General features: G+C 74.6%; 18 protein-coding genes. 17 read left to right on the top strand and 1 reads right to left on the bottom strand.

Annotated features, from left to right (window positions below; all coding sequences use genetic code 11):
* Window positions 1-120 precede the first annotated feature (120 nt).
* From D7231_RS31405 to D7231_RS31345, 14 genes are all read left to right on the top strand, one after another.
* Entirely contained in the window at window positions 121-990 is an 870-nt protein-coding gene (locus D7231_RS31405; protein ID WP_194962333.1) for an NmrA/HSCARG family protein, read from the top strand.
* Window positions 991-1,160: 170 nt separating this feature from the next.
* Entirely contained in the window at window positions 1,161-1,988 is an 828-nt protein-coding gene (locus D7231_RS31400; protein ID WP_120759117.1) for a monooxygenase, read from the top strand.
* A 217-nt stretch (window positions 1,989-2,205) separates the two neighbouring features.
* Window positions 2,206-3,288, top strand: a complete 1,083-nt coding sequence (locus tag D7231_RS31395; protein ID WP_120759115.1) for an acyl-CoA dehydrogenase family protein — start codon at window positions 2,206-2,208, stop codon at window positions 3,286-3,288.
* 32 nt (window positions 3,289-3,320) lie between these two features.
* Window positions 3,321-3,905, top strand: coding sequence for an NADPH-dependent FMN reductase (locus D7231_RS31390; protein WP_120759112.1), 585 nt, complete (start codon window positions 3,321-3,323; stop codon window positions 3,903-3,905).
* Between the two features lie 79 nt (window positions 3,906-3,984).
* Window positions 3,985-5,217 (top strand): MFS transporter, encoded by a 1,233-nt coding sequence (locus D7231_RS31385; protein WP_120759109.1) that lies wholly within the window; start codon window positions 3,985-3,987, stop codon window positions 5,215-5,217.
* Window positions 5,218-5,351: 134 nt separating this feature from the next.
* A complete protein-coding gene (locus D7231_RS31380) occupies window positions 5,352-6,413 on the top strand; it encodes an alkene reductase (RefSeq protein ID WP_120759107.1) in 1,062 nt (353 codons plus the stop codon).
* A gap of 193 nt (window positions 6,414-6,606) precedes the next feature.
* Window positions 6,607-7,680 (top strand): DUF6081 family protein, encoded by a 1,074-nt coding sequence (locus D7231_RS31375; protein ID WP_242000023.1) that lies wholly within the window; start codon window positions 6,607-6,609, stop codon window positions 7,678-7,680.
* A 155-nt stretch (window positions 7,681-7,835) separates the two neighbouring features.
* Window positions 7,836-7,958 (top strand): hypothetical protein, encoded by a 123-nt coding sequence (locus tag D7231_RS38195; RefSeq protein WP_277875663.1) that lies wholly within the window; start codon window positions 7,836-7,838, stop codon window positions 7,956-7,958.
* Between the two features lie 2 nt (window positions 7,959-7,960).
* Window positions 7,961-8,863, top strand: a complete 903-nt coding sequence (locus D7231_RS31370) for an alpha/beta hydrolase (protein ID WP_120759105.1) — start codon at window positions 7,961-7,963, stop codon at window positions 8,861-8,863.
* Between the two features lie 92 nt (window positions 8,864-8,955).
* Window positions 8,956-9,582 (top strand): carbonic anhydrase, encoded by a 627-nt coding sequence (locus D7231_RS31365; protein WP_120759172.1) that lies wholly within the window; start codon window positions 8,956-8,958, stop codon window positions 9,580-9,582.
* Between the two features lie 97 nt (window positions 9,583-9,679).
* A complete protein-coding gene (iolB, locus tag D7231_RS31360) occupies window positions 9,680-10,669 on the top strand; it encodes a 5-deoxy-glucuronate isomerase (RefSeq protein WP_120759103.1) in 990 nt (329 codons plus the stop codon).
* Window positions 10,666-12,543: a 3D-(3,5/4)-trihydroxycyclohexane-1,2-dione acylhydrolase (decyclizing) gene (gene iolD, locus D7231_RS31355; protein ID WP_120759101.1), complete on the top strand. Its 1,878-nt coding sequence runs from the start codon at window positions 10,666-10,668 to the stop codon at window positions 12,541-12,543. The genes iolB and iolD overlap by 4 nt, the downstream gene beginning before the upstream one ends.
* 18 nt (window positions 12,544-12,561) lie before the next feature.
* Complete coding sequence (locus D7231_RS31350; protein ID WP_120759099.1) at window positions 12,562-14,055, top strand: CoA-acylating methylmalonate-semialdehyde dehydrogenase; 1,494 nt, start codon at window positions 12,562-12,564, stop codon at window positions 14,053-14,055.
* 49 nt (window positions 14,056-14,104) lie between these two features.
* Complete coding sequence (locus D7231_RS31345; RefSeq protein WP_120759096.1) at window positions 14,105-16,201, top strand: FUSC family protein; 2,097 nt, start codon at window positions 14,105-14,107, stop codon at window positions 16,199-16,201.
* Between the two features lie 16 nt (window positions 16,202-16,217).
* On the opposite strand, the gene D7231_RS31340 is transcribed toward D7231_RS31345, so the two are convergent.
* Window positions 16,218-16,823: a TetR/AcrR family transcriptional regulator gene (locus D7231_RS31340; RefSeq protein WP_242000022.1), complete on the bottom strand. Its 606-nt coding sequence runs from the start codon at window positions 16,821-16,823 to the stop codon at window positions 16,218-16,220.
* Between the two features lie 89 nt (window positions 16,824-16,912).
* Here D7231_RS31340 and D7231_RS31335 point away from each other — a divergent pair, with 89 nt between their 5' ends.
* From D7231_RS31335 to D7231_RS31325, 3 genes are all read left to right on the top strand, one after another.
* Window positions 16,913-17,449: a PH domain-containing protein gene (locus D7231_RS31335; RefSeq protein ID WP_120759094.1), complete on the top strand. Its 537-nt coding sequence runs from the start codon at window positions 16,913-16,915 to the stop codon at window positions 17,447-17,449.
* On the top strand, window positions 17,446-18,987 hold the full coding sequence (locus tag D7231_RS31330; protein ID WP_120759091.1) for a PH domain-containing protein: 1,542 nt from the start codon (window positions 17,446-17,448) through the stop codon (window positions 18,985-18,987). The genes D7231_RS31335 and D7231_RS31330 overlap by 4 nt, the downstream gene beginning before the upstream one ends.
* A gap of 106 nt (window positions 18,988-19,093) precedes the next feature.
* On the top strand, window positions 19,094-20,776 hold the full coding sequence (locus D7231_RS31325) for a sigma-70 family RNA polymerase sigma factor (protein WP_120759089.1): 1,683 nt from the start codon (window positions 19,094-19,096) through the stop codon (window positions 20,774-20,776).
* Window positions 20,777-20,807: the final 31 nt, after the last annotated feature.

The following is a 20,807-nucleotide window of genomic DNA, read 5'->3' as shown; positions in this document are numbered from 1 at the left end:
GTAGACATGTGGCCCGCCAAGTAATACTGTTGTCCCGCCAAGCAAATTGCGCGGCGCTGTCGTTCGTTGTTCGTTCCCGTTGTTCGTTCGTTGTCGTTCGTCCGAAAGGTTGTGTGTGCGGTGTCTGCACGCGAGGAAGTGATCGTGGTCTTCGGCGGTACGGGCCGGCAGGGCGGGGCGGTGGCCCGCGAGCTGCTGCGCCGCGGCCGCACGGTGCGCGCCGTGGTCCGCGACCCGCAGTCCGCCGGCGCCCGGGCCCTGGCCGCGGCCGGCGCCGAGCTGGTCAAGGGCGACATGGAGGACGCCGCCTCCCTCGACGCCGCGCTCGCCGGCGCCCACGGCGTCTACAGCGTGCAGACCTTCGAGGGCCCCGACGGCTCGGCGGGCGAGATCCGCCAGGGCAAGGCCGTCGCCGACGCCGCCCACCGTGCGGGCGTCACCCACTTCGTCTACGGCTCGGTGGGCGGCGCGGAGCGCAGCAGCGGCGTCGAGCACTTCGAGAGCAAGGGCGAGATCGAGCGGCACATCGCCGCCCTCGGCCTGCCCGCCACCGTCCTGCGCCCCACCATGTTCCTGTCCAACTTCGCCGGCATCGGCCCGGCCCGCGTCGACGGCGAGCTCGTCCTCACCCTGGCGCTGGAGCCCGGGACCGTCCTCCAGATGATCGCCACCGACGACATCGGCGTCTTCGCCGCCGACGCCTTCGACAACGCCGCCGAGTTCACCGGCAAGCAGCTGGAGATCGCCGGTGACGCCCTCACCGGACCGCAGATGGCCGAGGTCTTCGCCCGCGCCGCCGGCGAGCCCGTCCGCTTCGTCTCCCAGCCCGCCGAGGCGCTGCGCGCCTTCAGCGAGGAGGCCGCGATCATGTTCGGCTGGTTCAACGACCACGGCTACATCGCGGACCTGCCCGCCCTGCGCGCGAGCCACCCGGACCTCATCACCCTGGAGCGGTGGGTGGCGGAGAACTGGACCGCCCCCGCGAAGTAGCGCCCGCCGCCCGACGGCGACGACGAACGAGCACCGCAGGCAGCACCGCACGCAGCATCGCCGGGGAATTCACCTTCCCTTCCTGATCCCAGGCCGGCCGCCGCGCCCCGATCCCCCGGGGGCGCGGCGGCCGGCCTGTTTATTTCCCGGCCGCAGAACTGGAGACCCGCATGGCGCCCCGTACTGAAGCCCGTACCGTAAATGCCGCCGAATTCCCGGGCGGCGGCGAATACCGTGGCGAACCCGGCAGCGAACTCGGTACCGAACTCGGCGCTGAATTCAACGCCGAACTCGGTACCGAATCCCTCGGGGAATTCCCCGACATCACCCGCCCCGATGCCGGCGTGGCGCTGGTCAGCACCCGCCACGCCGGCTCCCCGCAGGCCCAGCGGGCCGCCGCGCGGGCCACCCTCGCCGCCCGCCGGGCCCTGCCCTGGCCCGACGGCCTGCTCTCCTTCAGCTTCTACACCGGCACCGACGGCGCCGCCGTCATGGCCTACGCCCAGTGGACGCACCGGGGCGCGAGCCTGCGGCACGCCGCCGCACACGGCCCGGTGATGATCCGGGGAGTGGGGGAGAGCGACGACGACCTCGCACGCTCCGAGCCGCTGGTCTTCCGCCGCTACCGCACCATCGGCCCCGGCCGCAGCAGCACCGCCGTCCCCGCCTGCATCGCCACCCCGCTCTTCGACGTCGACGGCCCCGAGCGGCAGCGCACCATCATCGACACGCTCCTCGCCGGCCCGCTCGCCCGGCCGCTGCCCGGACTGGTGGCCGCCCACTTCCACTTCAGCACCTGCGGCACCCGCATCCTCAACTACGCCGAGTGGACCTCCGAGGAGCTCCACGAGCGCTCCCTGCACAGCGCCACCCTCCAGGAAGCCGGCGCCACCACGCGCGCGACGCCCGGCGTCCGGGGCGTCGGCTGCCCCCGCTACCGCCTCGCCTGGAGCCTGGCCGCGCCCGGTGCCGAACGGCCCGCGCGGACCCCCGAATAGGCCGTGGATTTCCGCTCACCGATGCGTGACGAAGAGTTCACGGAGATCTGACGCGCACCCGCTTGAAACCGAAAGCCGCGTCGAAGAAGCTCATCAGTAGCGTTCACCGCAGTATTTCGAATTGCCGCGGCCTCAATTGCCGGACGGGTGCCCGTCCGTCGCGCCGCCGGGCCCGCGCGGGAGCACGCAGCACACCACTCACGGAGGTAACACCACGATGCCCACCCAGACCGAGCTGCTCACCGCCGCCGCAAAGGCCGCCCAGGCCGCCGGGGAAGGCGCCGTCGAAGCCGACACCGGCCGCCGGCTGCGCCCCGAGGTGGTCGACGCGCTCACCGGCGCCGGCTTCAGCCGCGCCTTCACGCCCGCGGAATTCGGCGGCGCGCCCGTCTCCTTCGCCGAGGTCACCCGGGCTGTCGCCGCCGTGGCCGAGGAGTGCGCCTCCGCCGCCTGGGTCGGCTCGCTGATGGCGAACACCGGTCGCTTCGCGGGCTTCCTGCCGGCCGAGGGCCGGGCCGACATCTGGGCGGAGGGCCCGGACACCCGCCTGGTGGCCGGCCTGGTCTCGCAGGTCGTCGCCCAGCCCGCCGACGGCGGCTGGGAGCTGTCGGGCACCTGGAGCTTCGTCAGCGGCGTGGAGTTCTCCGAGTGGGCGCTGCTGATGGCCACCACGGCCGGCGGCGAGGCCCGCTTCTTCGCCGTCCCGCGCGCGGACTACACCTTCGAGGACACCTGGTTCACCCTGGGCATGCGCGCCACCGGCAGCCACGCGCTCACCATCGAGCGCGCCTTCGTCCCGGCCCACCGCTCCTTCCTCTCCGCCGACCTGTTCGCCGGGAACCACCCCTCGGGCGAAGCGCTGTACACGGCCCCGCTGTTCGCGATCAACGGCCTCACCTTCGCCGCCCCCATCCTCGGCGCCGCCCGCGCCGCGCTCGCGGTCGCCTCGGCCCCGCTGGCTGCCGGCAAGGCCAAGGACTCCGCCCGGGTCGCCGTCGCCCGGTCCGGCGGTGAGATCGACGCGGCCGAGCTGCTGCTGCTGCGCGCCGCCGCGACCGCCGACCGCGGCGGCGTCACCGCTGAGGAAGCCGCCCGCGGCTCGCGCGACTGCGCGCTCGCGGTGGAGATCCTCGCCGGGGCCGTCGACCGGCTCTTCCGCGGCGCGGGCACCCGCGCCCAGGCCGAGGGCAGCCCCCTCCAGCGGATCTGGCGCGACGTGCGCGGCGCGGCCAGCCACGGCGGCCTCCAGTTCGAGCCCGCCGCACTGCGCTGGAGCGAGCCGCAGCCGGCCGCCGCCTGACGTCCTTCCGCCCCTCTTCCGAAAGGCCACTCATGTCGCAAGGGCGCATTCGCCTCGCCGTGCTCACCAGCAGCGGCCCCGAGAGCAGGACCGGCCCCGCCGTGGCCGAGTGGTTCGTCGAGCAGGCCCGGAAGTTCGGCGGGTTCGACATCGACGTCGTCAGCCTCCCCGAGGCCAACCTCCCGGTCCTGGTCACCAGGCCGCCGAGCGCCGAGGCCACCGAGGCGCTCGCGGGGATCTCGCCCCGCCTGGCGGCCGCCGACGCCTTCGTCGTCATCACCGCCGAGTACAACCACGCCTACCCGGCCGTCCTCAAGAGCGCGATCGACTGGCACGTGGACCAGTGGCACGCCAAGCCCGTCGCCTTCGTCTGCTACGGGGGCCGCTCGGCCGGGCTGCGCGCCGTCGAGCAACTGCGCCTGGTCTTCTCGGAGCTCCACGCGGTGACCCTGCGCGACAGCGTCAGCTTCGCCAACGTCTGGGACCAGTTCGACGACGAGGGCCGGCCGAAGGACCCCGAGGGCATCGCCCTGGCGGCCAAGAACATGCTCAACCAGCTCGTGTGGTGGGCGCAGTCCCTGCGCGAGGCCCGCGAGAAGCGCCCCTTCGCGGCCTGACCGAACGCCCCCCGGCCCGGTGGGGCCGCACCCCTTCCTCCCCGCGCCTCCCCCGAAGCCAACCTCACCGAGGATTCAGATGAGTTCACCCGTCCCGGCCCCGGCCGCCGCGCAGCGGCCGGCCGTCCTGACCGTCCTCCTGCTCGCCTCGACCCTCACCGTGATGGCCGGCGCGATCCTGATGCCCGTCGTCGAGGTGATCCGCGGTGAACTCGGCGTCAGCGGCACCGCCGCCGGCCTGATCCTCACCGCCCACGGCCTGTCCCTGGCCGTCGCGAGCCCGGCCGTCGGCTGGCTCATCGACCGGCACGGCATCCGCCTGCCGCTCGCGGGCGGCCTCGTGCTCTACGGCATCGCCGGCGGCGCCGGCCTCGTGACCGACTCGTACTGGATGCTGATCGCCACGCGCATCGTCTTCGGCGTCGGCGCGGCGGCCGTCTTCGCCGGCACCACGGTCGCGCTCCTCTCCTTCTACCAAGGCCCCGAGCGCGACCGGGTGATGGGCTGGCGGGCCACCGCCATCAGCCTCGGCGGCGTGGTCTGGCCGCTGATCGGCGGCGGCCTCGGCGGCGTCTCCTGGCACGCCCCCTTCGGCATCTACCTCGTCGGCATCCCGGTCGGCCTCGCCACGCTGTGGGCCCTGCCGGCGGAGCGCGCCCGCACCGCCCGCCCGGCCGGCTCCGGCGGCGTCGTGCAGCTCCTGCGCGCCAACCCCGCCCTCCTCGGCTTCTACCTCGTGCAGGCCACCGCGTCCGTGCTGCTCTACGCGCTCGGCGTCTTCCAGCCCCAGCGCCTGGCGGACCTCGGCGTCACGGAGCCCTTCGTGGTCGCCCTGTACAACGTCGTGATGACGGTGCTGATGAGCCTGGTCGGGCTGGTCTACGCCCGGCTGCGCGGCGCCCTCGGCTACGCGACCCTGCTGAAGGTCTCCGCCGCCTGCTGGGCGCTGGCCTTCGTGCTGCTGGCCACGGTCGAGCAGTCGGCGCTGCTGCTGGTCGCCTCCGCCCTCTTCGGCCTGGGCCAGGGCATGTCGTTCCCGGCGCTGACGGTCCTCATCGGCGAGGGCGCGCCGGCCGAGCTGCGCGGCCAGGCCACCTCCCTGTCGGGCACGTTCAGCTTCCTCGGCCAGTTCGTCTCGCCCCTGGTCTTCGGCCCGCTGATCGCGGCCACCTCGCTGACCACGGGGTTCCTGACGGCCGCCGGCCTCGCCGCGGTCGTCCTGCTGGCCCTGCTGCCGATGCGGGCCGCCCGCCCCGCCGCCGCCCCGGCCGCGAAGCCGCAGCCCGCGGCCGCCTCCACCGCGCAGGCGTAGCGCTAGAGGGGTCCGGCGGCGCCCCCGGCCGCCGCGACCGAAGAGTACTTGTCCCACCAATTGTTGTCGGGCCAACGAAACTGCTACAGTGAAGTTACTTGGCCCACCACGTAAAAGTGTGAAGGAACCGGATCATGACCACTGCCTTTGACCCGATCGACATCGGCTCCCTTCGCCTGGCGAACCGCATCGTCATGGCCCCGATGACCCGCAGCCGGGCGACCGAGGGCCTGCCCACCGCGCTCACCGCGGAGTACTACGCCCAGCGCGCCTCGGCCGGCCTGATCATCAGCGAGGGCATCCAGCCGTCCGTGGTGGGCCAGGGCTACCCCTTCACCCCGGGCCTGCACTCCCAGGCCCAGGTCGACGCCTGGCGCGTGGTGACGGACGCCGTCCACGCCAAGGGCGGCCGCATCTTCGCGCAGCTCATGCACGCCGGCCGCGTCGGCCACCCGGTCCTGCTGCCCGAGGGCCAGGTCCCCGTCGGCCCGTCCGCCGTCGCCGCCACCGGCCAGGTCTTCACCCCCGAGGGCCTGAAGGACTTCATCACCCCGCACGCCCTCACCGGCGATGAGGTCCGGCAGACCATCGCCGACTTCGCCACGGCCGCCCGCAACGCCATCGCCGCCGGCTTCGACGGCATCGAGCTGCACGGCACGACCGGCTACCTCATCCACCAGTTCCTGGCGCCCAACTCCAACCAGCGCACCGACGAGTGGGGCGGCTCCGTCGAGAACCGCATCCGCTTCGCGGTCGAGACCGTCAAGGCCGTCGTCGCCGAGATCGGCGCCGAGCGCACCGCCATCCGCATCGGTGCCGTTCCGTTCAACGACATCAGCGAGCCGGAGGCGGAGCCCACCTACCTGGCGCTCGTCGCGGAGCTCAACAAGTTCGGCCTGGCCTTCCTGCACTTCCAGGAGGACACCGACCGCGAGCTGATGCAGCTCGTCCGCAAGGAGTTCACCGGCCCGTTCTTCCTCAACCCCCGCACGGTGGACCGCCCCACCGGCCAGGAGGACCTGCACCTGATCGAGGACGGCACCGCCGACGTCCTCACCTTCGGCGCCGGCTTCCTCGCCAACCCCGACCTGCCGGCCCGCCTGGCGGCCGGCGGCCCGTACAACGAGGCCGACCGCGCCACGTTCTACGGCGGCGACGCCAAGGGCTACACCGACTACCCCACCCTCGCGGGCTGAGGCACGGCCTCACCACGCTTCCCCCGGGACCTCCCCGGTCCGCACCGGCAGGCGCCCGGTGGCTCATCCGAGCCACCGGGCGCCTGCCGTTTTCCGCTTCCTGCGCATCCCCCCCACGCATGCTCCTCCACCACGTGCTGCACCTCCCCCACCTCTCACACGTCCTCTCCTACGGGAACACGGAGTCAGAACCATGACCGCTACGTACAAGGTGAAGGCGGCCGTCGCCGTTGCCGCCGCCGCCATCGGCATCGCCCTGCTGCCCACCGGCGCCCAGGCCGTCGACGTGCCGGACTCCGGCGCGCCGAAGACGCTCTTCTTCGACGACTTCCGCAACGGCTTCGCCGCCACCGGCGCCGGCGCCCGCTGGGAGACCCAGCCGACCGGCGGCCTCGCCAACGGCGACGGCATCACCAGCACCACCTCCACCGGCCTGAAGGTCGTCCCCACCGGCACCGACCCGGCCACCGGCAAGCCCGCCTTCGTCTCCACCAGCGCCCCCCAGTCCCAGGGCGGCAACGGCACCTGGGACCACGTCAAGTGGGGCGCCCGCCCCAAGAGCACCTCCAAGGCCGGCTACCCGGGCTTCGACACCCCCAAGACCGGCAGCCTCCACTGCACCACCAACATGTCGGCCACCACCACCGGCACGGAGAAGCACCCCTTCGGCACGGCCGTCGCCGACCCCCAGTCCGACCCGCGCCTCGCCGCCGGCGCCATGGTCGTCTCCGACGCCCAGTCCGCCGTCATCTTCGACTTCTTCGTCACCAACAAGAAGGTCTACGCCATCTACGAGCGGCTGCGCATGCCCGGCACGACCTACGCCGCCTACTCCTACGCCGTCCCCGTCGCCGACCGGGCGAGCAGCACCCAGCGGGACAACCTGCGCATCGTGGTCGACAGCGAGAACTCCGCCGTCACCTGGTTCGTCAACGACAAGAACGTCCTGAACGTCAAGGGCATCGGCACCCGGGCCGTGGACCGCAAGTACATGACGCTCGACCACGGCGGCACCGAAGAGGTCGTCCACCCCCGCCAGCTCAACTGCGGCGTGTCCACCTTCACGCTCCTCGACGGCGCCGTCGGCAGCACCACCAAGGGCCTGGTGCGCCTCGACTCCACCGTCGACTACTTCGACCCCCGCAAGGGCGAGCCCACCCGGCAGTCCTTCCTCGACGAGAACAGCGCGGCCGGCAACCGGCTGTGGGGCCAGGGCGCCACCCTCGACGTCAGCAAGCTCGAGATCATCACTGCGGGCGACCGCTGACCCACCGGCCCCGGCCGCCCCACGGCGGCACCGCACCCGGGCGGGGCCCCCGCCCGCCCGGGCGCCGGCGCCCCCGCCCCCCGATCGTCCGCCCCGCCACCTGCCCTGCCAGCCGTCCCGCCGTCCGGCGGGCGCACCGGCCAGAAAGACGAGACGTGAACACCCAGTCCGGCGAAACCCACCCCAGCACCACCGACGACCTGCGCCGCATCGCGCAGCTCGCCGGTGACGACGAGGACCGGTCCGACGAGCCCCACATCGTGCGCGGCCTGGACTGACCATGACCCCCACCGACACCACCCCCGGGGTCCGCGTCCGCGAGACCGTCCTCGACGCCGACGGCATCCCCCTGTCCGGGCTGATCGCCCTGCCCGACGGGCCCCCGCGCGCCACCGTCGTCGCCATCCACGGCGGCGGCATGCGCGCCGGCTACTTCCACGGCCTCAGCCACTGCGGGCAGTCCCTGCTCACCCTCGCCGCCGGCCTGGGCTACGCGGTCCTCGCCGTCGACCGGCCCGGCTACGGCATGTCCGAGCCCAACTTCCCCCAGGGCGCCACGCTCTCCGAGCAGTCCCACGTCCTGCACGCCGCCCTCGCCTCCTACGCGAGCGAGCACGACACCGGCGGCGGCGTCTTCCTCATGGCGCACTCCTACGGCGGCAAACTCGCCCTCCACGCCGCCGCGGACCCGCGCGGCGCCGCCTTCCTCGGGCTGGACATCTCCGGCATCAGCCACCGCTACGCCGTCGACCCCGCCCGCCTCGACGACTTCCACGGCGTCAAGACCTGGCCGCTGCACTGGGGCCGCCTGGGCCTCTACCCGCCCGGCACCTTCAGCGCCGCGAAGCCGCTGGTCACCCCGATGCCCCCGCGCGAGGCCCAGGAGGCCCCCCGCTGGGCGCAGGCCTTCCCGGGACTCGCCGCCCGCGTCCGCGTCCCCGTCCGCTTCACCTTCGCCGAACACGAGGGCTGGTGGCACCACGACGAGGAGACCATCGCCTCCATGCGGGCCCACCTGGCCGCGCCGCGCGTCGTCTTCGACCGCCAGCCGAACGCCGGGCACAACATCAGCCTCGGCTGGGCCGCCCGCACCTACCACCTGCGCGCCCTGGCCTTCGCCGAGGAGTGCCTCCTCGCCCGCGAACTGGCGCCCGGGGCCCGCCGCACCCCGTCCCCGCGATAGCCCGGCCCCCGCGAAGGCCCCGGGCAGGCCCAAGGAAAAGCCCCCAGGAAGCCCCGCCGCGAAAGCCCCCGTCCCCGCGAGAGGTGAACCACGTGCAGCCCTTCATCGAGCACGCCCGCTCCCTGCGCCTGCGCATCGACCGCGACGGCCGCCGCGCGGAGTTCGGCGCCCTGGCCGCGGGCCAGTCGCCCATGGCCCTCTTCGTCACCTGCTCCGACTCCCGCGTCATCCCCTCCCTGATCACCGGCTCCCGCCCCGGCGACCTGTTCGAACTGCGCACCGCCGGCAACGCCGTCCCCGCCTACAGCCACGTGCGGCCGGGCGGTGACGCGGCCACCATCGAGTACGCCGTCGACGTGCTGCGCGTGCCCGACCTCATCGTCTGCGGCCACTCCCACTGCGGGGCCGTCGGCGCCCGGACGCGCGGCGACGACCTCTCCGCGCTGCCCGCGGTCGACCACTGGCTCACCACCCAGCTGCCCGGCGACGCCGGCCACGAGCCCCCGGGCGCCGACGCCCGGCCCGGGACCGCCGATCCCGGTCTGCACGCCGCCGGGCAGCGCAACGTCCGCGCCCAGCTCGAACGGCTGCACACCTACCCGTGCGTCCGCCGCCGCCTGGGCGAGGGCACCCTGCGGCTGCACGGCTGGTTCTACGGCGTCGACAGCGGCCTCGTCCTCTCCCTCGACCACGAACTCGGCGCCTTCGTACCGCTGTGAGCCGCGGCCGGCCCCTGTCGGCGCGTAGCGTGATCCCTTACCCTCCGGGGAACGGAAGCAGCCGATCCAGGACTGCCCGACCTGCGAGGAGGCCAGCATGAGCCGACCAGCGGAGCCCCTCTCCCGGCAGGGGCGCGAGCGGGGAGAGGCCTTCCCCGGCCGGCACCTCCCGGCCGGCGCCGCCGCCGGCGCCGCCCCGTACGACCTCGACATCCGCCCCGAGAACGCCGGCTGGGCCCACTCCTCCCTCAGGGTCCTCACCCTTCCCCCCGGCGGCACCCACACCTTCCCCACCGGCGACAGCGAGTGGATCGTCCTGCCCCTCAGCGGCGGGTGCACGGTCGCCACCGGCGGGGAGTCCTTCACCCTGCGCGGGCGCGCCGGAGTCTTCTCCTCCACCACCGATTTCGCCTACGTCCCCCGCGACACCACCGCCACCCTCACCACGGCGGCCGGGGGCCGCTTCGCCCTCGCCGGGGCCCGCTGCGAGCGCCGCCTGCCCGCGCGCTACGGACCCGCCGAAGCCGTCCCCGTCGAGCTGCGCGGCGCCGGCACCTGCTCCCGCCAGGTCCACAACTTCGCTGCCGCGGACGCCTTCACCTGCGACAAGCTCATCGCCGTAGAAGTCCTCACCCCCGGCGGCAACTGGTCCTCCTACCCGCCCCACAAGCACGACGAGCACCACCCGGGCGAGGAGTCCGAGCTGGAGGAGATCTACTACTTCGAGATCGCCGACGGCCCCGCCGGCACCCCCGGCCTCGGCTACCAGCGCGTGTCCCCCTCACGCGACAAGGGCACCGACGTCCTGGCCGAGGTCCGCACGGGCGACGCCGTGCTCATCCCCGACGGCTGGCACGGCCCCTCCATCGCGGCCCCCGGCCATGCCATGTACTACCTCAACGTCATGGCGGGGCCGGGCGCGGAGCGCGAGTGGCTCATCCGCGACCACCCCGACCACGCCTGGATCCGCGGCACCTGGCCTGGGCAGCCCGCCGACCCCCGGCTGCCGCTCCACGAGGGACGTGATGGCCACGAGGGCCACGAGGGCCACAAGGGCCGCGATGGCCGCGATGGAGGCGCCCGATGACCACCACCCGCCGCCTCACCACCGCCCAGGCCCTGATCGCGTTCCTCGCCAACCAGTACACCGAGCGCGACGGCGAGCGGCAGCGCCTGATCGCCGCCTGCTGGGGCATCTTCGGCCACGGCAACGTCGCCGGCATCGGGCAGGCGCTGCTGGAGTCCGGCGACGCCATGCCGTACCACCAGGGGCGCAACGAACAGGCCATGGTCCACGCGGCCGTCGGCTGGGCCCGCCACCGCGACCGGCTCTCCGCCCACGCCGTCACCACCTCCATCGGCCCCGGTGCCACCAATCTCGTCACCGGAGCCGCCCTCGCCACCATCAACCGCCTCCCCGTGCTGCTCCTGCCCGGCGACACCTTCGCGACCCGGCCCGCCGACCCCGTCCTGCAACAGCTCGAACACCCCGGCGCGGGCGACATCTCCGTCAACGACTGCCTGCGCCCGGTCTCCCGCTACTTCGACCGGATCACCCGGCCGGAGGCGCTCATCCCCGCCGCCCTCCAGGCCGCGCGCGTCCTCGCCGACCCCGTCGAGGCCGGCGCCGTCACCCTCGCCCTCCCGCAGGACGTCCAGGCCGAGGCGTACGACTGGCCGGAGGAGTTCTTCGCCGAGCGCGTCTGGCACGTGCGCCGCCCCGGCCCCGACCCGGCCGAGCTGGCCGCGGCCGCCGCCGCCGTGCGGGCCGCCCGCCGCCCCCTGCTGATCGCCGGCGGCGGCGTCCACCACAGCGCGGCCGAGGACGCGCTGCGCGCCCTCGCCGACGCGACCGGCATCCCCGTCGCCTCCACCCAGGCCGGCAAGGGCTCCCTGCACCACGCCCACCCCTCGGACGTCGGCGGCATCGGCCACACCGGGACGGCCGTGGCGGACGACCTGGCCCGCACGGCCGACCTCGTCATCGGCGCCGGCACCCGCTACAGCGACTTCACCACCGCCTCGAACACCCTCTTCGCCGCCCCGGGCGTCCGCTTCGTCAACCTCAACATCGCCCCCTCCGACGCCCACAAGCTCGCCGCCCTGCCGCTCGTCGCGGACGCCCGCACCGGCCTGGAGGCCCTGACGCGGGCGCTGGCGGGCCACCGCGTGGCGGAGGCGTACGAGAAGGAGTACACGGCCGGCAAGCAGGCGTGGGAGCAGGCCGTCACCCGGGCCTTCACCGCGCGGGACGAGGCGGCGCGCCCCACCCAGGCCCAGGTCCTCGGCGCCCTCGACGCCGTCGTGGACGGGACCGACGTCGTCATCAACGCCGCCGGCTCCCTCCCCGGCGACCTCCACAAGCTCTGGCGCGCCCGCTCCCGCCGCCAGTACCACCTCGAATACGGCTACTCCTGCATGGGCTACGAGATCCCGGCCGCGATCGGCGTCGCCCTGGCCGAGCCCGGCCGCCCGGTGTGGGCCCTCGTCGGCGACGGCACGTACCTGATGATGCCGACCGAGCTGGTCACCGCCGTGCAGGAGGGCATCCCCGTCAAGGTGGTGCTGATCCAGAACCACGGCTACGCCTCGATCGGCGGCCTGTCCGAGGCCGTCGGCGGCGAGCGCTACGGCACCGCCTACCGCTTCCGCGCCGCGGACGGCACGTACACCGGCGACCCGCTCCCCGTGGACCTGGCCGCCAACGCCGCCTCCCTCGGGATGCACGTGCTGCGCCCCCGCACGGCCGGCGAGCTGCGGCGGGCGCTCGCGGAGGCGCGCGCCTCCGACCGCCCCACATGTGTCTACGTGGAGACCGAAACAGCCGACACAGTGCCGGGCGCGCCCCCTGCCCAGGCGTGGTGGGATGTGCCTGTCGCCGGGGCCGCGACCCGCCCGGCGGCCCGCAGGGCCCGGGAGGAGTACGAGAGCCGGGCCGCCGCCCGCCGCCGCTATCTTTGACGTAGGAGAGGCCGACCGATGAAGACCGTCAACCACTGGATCGACGGCAAGGCCGTCGAGGGCACCTCCGGCACGTACGGGCCGGTCACCGACCCCGCGACGGGCGTGCAGACCACGCGGGTCGCGTTCGCCACGGCCGCGGAGGTGGACACCGCCGTCGCCGCCGCCAAGGCCGCTTTCGCGACGTGGGGCACGTCCTCCCTCGCCACCCGCACCGCGGTCCTCTTCCGCTACCGCGCGCTGCTGGACGCCCACCGCGCCGAGCTCGCCGAGCTGATCACCGCCGAGCACGGCAAGGTGCACGCCGACGCGCTCGGCGAGGTCGCCCGCGGCCTGGAGATCGTCGAGCTGGCGTGCGGCATCACCACGCAGCTCAAGGGCGAGCTGTCGACCCAGGTGTCCGGCGGCGTGGACGTCGCGGCGATCCGCCAGCCGCTCGGCGTCGTCGCGGGCATCACGCCCTTCAACTTCCCGGCGATGGTGCCGATGTGGATGTTCCCGCTGGCCATCGCCTGCGGCAACACCTTCGTGCTCAAGCCCAGCGAGAAGGACCCCTCGCCCGCGATCCTGCTGGCGCAACTGGCGGCCGAGGCCGGGCTGCCCGAAGGCGTCCTCAACGTGGTCAACGGCGACAAGGAGGCCGTCGACCGGCTGCTGACCCACCCGGACGTCGCCGCCGTCTCCTTCGTCGGCTCCACGCCCATCGCCCGCCACATCCACCGGGTGGCGACCGAGCACGGCAAGCGCGTCCAGGCCCTCGGCGGCGCCAAGAACCACATGCTGGTGCTGCCCGACGCCGACCTCGACGCGGCCGCCGACGCCGCCGTCTCCGCCGCGTACGGCTCGGCCGGCGAGCGCTGCATGGCCGTCTCCGCGGTCGTCGCGGTGGGCGCGGCCGGCGACGAGCTGGTGGCGAAGATCCGCGAGCGCGCCGAGAAGATCAAGATCGGGCCGGGCGACGACCCCGCGTCCGAGATGGGCCCCCTCATCACCGCCGCCCACCGCGACAAGGTCGCCTCGTACGTGCACGGCGCCGCCGCCCAGGGCGCCGACGTCGTCCTCGACGGCACCGGCTTCACGGTCGAGGGCTACGAGAACGGGCACTGGATCGGGCTGTCCCTGCTCGACAAGGTGCCGGTCGGGGCCGACGCCTACCGCGACGAGATCTTCGGCCCCGTGCTGTGCGTGCTGCGCGCGGAGTCCTACGAGGAGGGGCTGGCCCTCATCAACTCCTCGCCGTGGGGCAACGGCACGGCCGTCTTCACGCGGGACGGCGGCGCGGCCCGCCGCTTCCAGCTGGAGGTCGAGGCGGGGATGGTCGGCATCAACGTGCCCATCCCGGTGCCGGTCGGCTACCACTCCTTCGGCGGCTGGAAGGACTCCCTCTTCGGCGACCACCACATCTACGGGAACGACGGCGTCCACTTCTACACGCGCGGCAAGGTCGTCACGACCCGGTGGCCCGACCCGGCCGACAGCGGCGTGGACCTGGGCTTCCCCAGCCACCGCTGAGCCCGCCCCGCTGCGCGGAACACACCGGTCCGGAACGTAAGCTCAGGCCATGACCTGGTCCAGCGCGCTGCGGAACGCCGCCCGCGACGGGCTGACGATCGAGCGCACCAAGCTGACGCCCGTGGTCGCCGCCCGTGGCGCGCTCGGCGTGGCGATCGTCGTCGGGGTCATCCTGTGGCTGGGGACCCCGGCGCTCGCCGTGTCCTCCGCGTTCGGCGCGTTCTCCGCGGGCCTGGTGACGTTCCAGCGCAGCTGGCGGCCCCGCCCCGTGCTGGCGCTCGCCGTGGCGGTCGGCCTCGCCGTCAGCACCTTCCTCGGCTACGTGGCCGCCTTCGACCCCGTCGTCTTCGGCACCCTGCTGACCGTATGGACGCTGCTCGCGGGCATGGCCTGGGCGGTCGGGCCGGTCTCCGGCCTCGTCGCCACCCAGACCATCGCCGTCATGCTCGTCACCGTCACCCTGCCGACGTCCGTCATGGGCGCCCTGCACCACGCCGGGCTGATCGCCGTCGGCGGGCTGGTGCAGGCCGCCCTCGTCGTGCTGCTGCCCGTCCGCCCCTGGGGCCTCCAGCGGGACGCGCTCGCCGACGCGCTCGCCGCCGAGGCGGACTACGCGCGCCGGCTCCGGCACGACCCGCAGGCCCCCTTCGACCCGCAGCCGCTCATGGACGCCCGCGAGGCCGCCGAGCTGACGCCCCGCCAGGCCCGCAACCGGCCCCGCCAGCTCGGCGGGCCGCGCGGCGTCGCCGAACGGCTGCGGCCCGTCCTCGCGGCCCTCGCCGACCCCGTCCTCGGCGCCCCCGCGGAAGGCCCCGAACGCGACCGCGCGCGCGACCTGCTGGGCGCCGCGGCGACCGTGCTCGACGCGGTCGCGCGCGCCATCCGGTGGGGCAAGCCCGTGAAGCTGCCCGACGAGGCCACCGCCGTCCTCACCGTGCCCGCCACCGGACCCGTCCTCCACGGCCCCGCGCGCCGCTCCGCGCTGCGCCTGATGGCGCTCCTCGGCGACGCGGTCGACTCCACCGACGAACCCGTGCGCCGGACCACGGCGCGCGGCGGCTCCGAGCACCGGCACCTCCTGCGGCCCTCCGTGCCCCGCCTCGTGCCCGTCGCGCTGCGGGCGCTGCGGCGCGAGGCGCGCTGGTCGTCGCCCGTCGGACGGCACGCCGTACGCGTCGCCGCCGTGGTGCTCACCGGCTACGCCGCCGGCACCGCCCTGCCCTGGGGGCACGCCTACTGGGCGCCGATGACCTCCGTCATGGTCATGCGGCCCGACTTCGGGCAGACGTACTCGCGGGGCGTCGCCCGGTTCGCCGGGACGGTCGTCGGCGTGGCCGTCGGGGGTGCGCTCATGGCCTTCACGCACCCCGGGCTGTGGGTGTGCGCGGGGCTCGCGGTCGTGTGCGTCGGGCTCATGTACCTGCTGATGCAGACGGGCTACAGCGTGGCCTCCGCCTGCATCGCCGCCTACGTCGTCTTCCTGCTGGGCATCGCGGGGGAGGGCTGGTCCCAGACCGTCCAGGCGCGCGTCGCCCTCACCCTGCTCGGCGGACTCCTGGCCATGGCCGCGTACGCGCTCTTCCCCACCTGGGAGACGCCCCGGCTGCGCGACCGGCTCGCCGAGTGGCTCACCGCCAACGGGGACTACGCGCTCGCCGTGCTCGGCGCGTTCGCTCAGCCCGGCGAGCGGAAGCCGCGGCGCGTGCGGGAGGCCCTGCTGGACGCGCGCGCCGCGCGCACGGCCTGGGAGGAGATGGCCGGCCGGGCCCTGACCGAGCCCGTGCGCCACCGCGGGATCTCCCGCAGCTCCGAGCGGGCCGCGGAGGCGGCACTGGCCACGGTGGGCCGCGCCACGATGCTGATGGAGGCGCACCTTCCGGACCGGGAGGCGGAGCCGTCGAAGGGCGCGGCCGCGTTCGCCGCGGCGCTGGAGTCGGCCCTCCCGGCGGCGGCCGAAGCCGTCCGGGGCCGCCGTCCCCTCGACTGGACGGGCCCGCACGAGGCGCTCGCCGCGTGGCGCGAGGAGGAGGGCGAGGAGGGCGTGGCCGTCCGCGGCTCGGAACTCCTGCTGGACGCCCTGGACGAACTGGCGACATCCCTGTCGCCCGGCCCGGGCGGCCGCAACCGCGCCACGCGCAGACCGTAATCCGGGCCGCCGCCCCTCACGGAGTGAACAGGCGGTCCAAGTGGCCGTCCAGCAGCGCCGCCGCCTCTTCCGGGCCGCACGCTTCCAGCAGGAGATACGTCGTCAGCCCGTCCGTCAGGGCGATCAGGAGCATCGCCTCCGCCTCCGGGGCGCGGGAGGAGTCCACCTCGCCCCGCGCGATCCCCGCCCGCACCTGGTCCGCGAAGAACGCCCGGAGCGCCGGCACGCCCTCCTTCGCGTGCTCGCGCAGCCGTTCGTCGTGCAGGGCCCGTACGAAGTACGCGATCTGGACGAGGTTGCCGGTCCGGCTCGCGTCGTCCAGGGGCAGCATCTCCATGACCGTCTCCCGCAGGACGTCCCGCGGCGACGGCGGCCCGGCGAACCCCAGGAGCCGCGCGCGGATCCGCTCCTCCGCCAGTCCGCCCAAGTACTTCAGGGCGAAGACGAGCATCTCGTCCTTGCTGGAGAAGTAGTGCTGGAGCTGCCCGAGCGAGATCCCCGCCTCCGCCGCGACGTCCCGCAGGCTCGCCCCGTCGAGCCCCCGCGCACACGCGATGCGCCACAGGGCCTCCGCGATCGCCCGGCGCCGCTCCTCGTGGTCCACGCGCTTGGGCACGCTCACCACCCCACCTTTCCAAGTCGCTCGTATTGCTATAGCTTATTCTCAATACAACTGACTTGGAAAAGCGGGACACCGGGGAGCGACGCGCCATGGCACGACACGGACAGACGGCGACCGGGCTCAGGCTCAGGCCGCCCCGCCACGGCGTCGCCCCCCGCGCCCGCCGCTGGTGGACGGCACAGGCCTGGCTGACGGTCACCGGCCCCCTGCTGCTGACCGCCGCCGCCCTCCTCGTCCTCTCCCTGCTCTTCTTCCCCGGCGCCCTCCCGTGGCTCGGCCCGCTGCTCCTCGGCGTCCTCGTCCTGCCCGCCGTCGTCTACGTCCTGGCGATGCCGCGCCTGCGCTGCCGCATCCACGCCTGGGAGGTCGGCGAGAGCGCGGTCTACGCGGCGGGAGGCTGGCTGCTGCACAAGCGCCGCATAGCCCCGCTCTCCCGCGTCCAGACCGTCGACACCGTGCGCGGCCCGCTCCAGCGCGCGTTCGGCCTCGCCACGGTCACCGTCACCACCGCCTCCACGGCCGGCGACGTCCGCATCACGGGCGTCTCGGACGAGGACGCGGAGCGGATAGCCTCCCGCATCGCCGAGGCGGCCCGCCTCACGCCCCGGGAGGGTGACGCCGCATGAGCGACCTCCGGACGGGCGGCCTCGGCGAGGCCGGGCAGCCGTGGCGCACGCTCGACCCGCGCACGCTCGCCGTGCACTGCACCTGGATGGGCGCCCCCCTCGGCTCGCTGGCTCTCGCCGCGCTCGCCACAGGCGGCCGGATCGGCACCCGCGCGTGGATCACCCTCGCCGTCATCGGCGCCGTCTTCGCGGCCGTCACCACCGCCGGCGTCATCACCTGGCGCCGCACCCGCTACCGCGTCACCGCCGATGCCATCGAGCTCCGCACGGGCCTGTTCACCCGCAGCGTCCGCGCGATCCCCCTGCACCGCGTGCGCAACGTCGACATCACGGCGAACCTCGCGCAGCGCCTCCTCGGCCTCGCCGTGCTGCGCGCCGGCACGGGCGGCGGCGGGCCGGGCGGCGTGCTCTCCCTGGACTCCCTCGCCCGCCCCGAGGCCGTGCGCCTGCGCGCCGAGCTCCTCGCCCGCGCGGGCGCCGCCCGCGCCGAGGATCCCGTGCTGGCCGTCGCCGACCTGCGCCGCCTGCGCTACGCACCGCTGACGTTCTGGGTCGTCGGCGGCGTCTTCGCCGCGGCGGGCGCCGTCTGGCGGGTCCTCGACGGGATCGGCATCGAGCCGTGGCGCATCGGGATCGTGCGCCGCGCGTTCGAGGACTTCGGCAACAGCGCCCTCTGGCTCACGATCCCGCTCGGGCTCCTCGCCGTCGCCGCCCTCGGCACCGTCGGCGCGGTCGCCCTCTACGCCGAGAACTGGTGGAACTACCGCCTGGAGTGGACCGATGCGGCCACCCTGCGCGTCCGCCGCGGCATGTTCACCACCCGGTCCGTGTCCATCGAGCGCGCCCGCCTGCGCGGCGTGGCCCTGCGCGAGCCGCTCCTGCTGCGCGCGGGCGGCGGCGCGAGCGTCCGGGCCGTCGCGGGCGGCCTCGGCAACAGGGAGGAGAACCGCCGCCGCAGCGTCGTCCTGCCGCCCGCCTCCCGCGGCGAGGCGCAGAGCGTGTGCGACGGCGTGCTGGGCGAGCCCTTCGCCCCGGCCGGGCTGACGGCCCACCCGCGGGCCGCGCTCCGCCGCCGCGTCGTGCGGGCTTTCGCGTGGTGCGTGCTGCCGCCCGCCGCGGTGCTCGCCGTGCTGGGCGCCCTGCTGACCCCCGTCCTGCTGTACTGCGCGGCGGGCTGGCTCGTCCTGGCCGCACCCGTCGCGTACGGGCTCGCGCGCGACGCCTACCGCGGGCTCGGGCACGGCTTCCGGGGCCGCTTCCTGTTCGTGCGCTCCGGCACGTTCGGCCGGGAGACGGTCGCGCTGGACCGCTCGGCCGTCCTGGCGTGGACCTTCACCGACACCCCGTTCTCGCGCCGCGCCGGCCTCGTCACGGCGACCGCCGCCGTCGCCGCGGGGGAGGACGGATACCGCATCCGGGACATGCCGGCCGCGGACGCCGCCGGCTTCGCGGACGCGGCGACTCCGGGCCTCCTCACGGAATTCCTGGACCACGGCGAACAGCCGCCCCACATACCGGGATTTGTCCGGTCCTCTTGAAGTTTTCCGAGCAGTTTTTGTTATCGTCGCGCCCCATCCGCATCTCCTATGTGTCGGACCGAACGGATCGACTCCCGAACGGAATGCCGGAGAAGGGTGGCGGAGCGTGAACAGTCAGAGCGTGGCCGTGGTCGAGGCGGCGCGAGCCGGGGACACGGCGGCCCAGGACGAGCTCGTCGCGGCCCACCTGCCCCTCGTCTACAACATCGTCGGCCGGGCCCTGGGCGGCCACGCCGACGTGGACGACGTGGTCCAGGAGACCATGCTCCGGGTCATCAACGGCCTGGGCGAGCTGCGGGACGCCGCCGCGTTCCGGTCCTGGCTCGTCGCCATCACCATGAACCAGATACGCAGCCACTGGCGGGAGCGCCCGGAGACTCCCGTCAGTGGCCTCCAGGAGGTCGCCGAGGTCCCCGACCCGGAGGCGGACTTCGTCGACATCACCATCGTCCGGCTCGGCCTGCAAGGGCAGCGCAAGGAGGTCGCCGAGGCCACGCGCTGGCTCGACGACGACGAGCAGACCGTGCTCTCCCTGTGGTGGCTGGAGGCCGCCGGCGAGCTCACGCGCGCCGAGGTCGCCACCGCCCTGGAGATGACCCCGCAGCACGCGGCGGTCCGCATCCAGCGCACCAAGGCCCAGCTGGACACCGCCCGCGGCGTCGTACGGGCCCTGTCCGCGCAGCCGCTCTGCCTGCAGCTCGGGGACGTCGTCGCGTCCTGGGACGGCGCCCCGTCCGCCCTGTGGCGCAAGCGTGTCGCCCGCCACGTGCGCGGCTGCGGCCGCTGCGCCGGCGCGCTGTCGGCCCTGGTCCCGGCCGAGGGGCTGCTCGTCGGTCTCGGCCTGGTGCCGCTCGGGGCGGCGCTGCTGGGCTGGTGGCCCGGCGGCGCGATGCTGCGCACCCAGCAGGTGGCCCACGCCTCCCCGGCCGCCACGGCCTCCACGTCTCAGTCCTCCCACGCCGGCGGCACACGCGCGGGCCGCCGCCGCGCGGGCAACGGCAACGGCAACGGCGGCCACCGCGCGAGCCGCCCCCGCACCGCCCGGCGGGCCGCGGCCGGCGCCGCCGCCCTGGCCCTCCTCACCGGCGGCGTCCTCGGCAGCCTCTACCTCTTCACCGACTCCTCGGACGGCAAGAACGTTTCGGCGAAGGACGGGCAGGCGCAGCAGAACCGTGTGCAGGCCCTCGACGCCGGCACGTCCGCGCTGCCGCCCGGCGCCTCGCCGTCCGCCTCCGCGAGCGCGAGCGCCTCCGCCTCGGCCAAGCCGTCCGCGTCCGCCTCCGCGTCGGCCTCCGCCTCGCCCTCGTCCTCCGCGCCGGAGCCGAGCCGGTCCGCCGGGAAGCCCTCGCCCGAGCCGAAGACCGAGGCCCCGGCCAAGCGCGCCCCCAAGGCCGCGAACCCCGGCGGCGGATCCCTCGGCCAGCAGGTCACGGCCCTCGTCAACGCCGAGCGCGCCAAGGCCGGCTGCTCGCCCCTGACCGAGAACAGCACGCTCGACGCCGCCGCCCAGGGCCACTCCGACGACATGGCCGCCCGCGGCTTCTTCAACCACACCAACCCCGACGGCAAGGGCCCCGGCGACCGCATCACCGCCGCCGGCTACAACTGGAGCACGTACGGCGAGAACATCGCCTACGGGCAGCAGTCGCCGTCGTCCGTGATGGACTCGTGGATGCACAGCGACGGCCACCGCAAGAACATCCTCAACTGCTCCTTCAAGGAGATCGGCGTGGGCGTCAACAACGCCCCCGGCGGCCCCCGCTGGACCCAGGTCTTCGGCGCCCGCTGATCCCGTCCGCGGCGACCCGCCCGCAACGCCC

Source organism: Streptomyces klenkii (assembly GCF_003626645.1).
In the GTDB taxonomy this organism is placed as follows: domain Bacteria; phylum Actinomycetota; class Actinomycetes; order Streptomycetales; family Streptomycetaceae; genus Streptomyces; species Streptomyces klenkii.
Note: the sequence above shows the minus strand (reverse complement) of the source record. Positions and strands in the feature narration are given on the sequence as shown.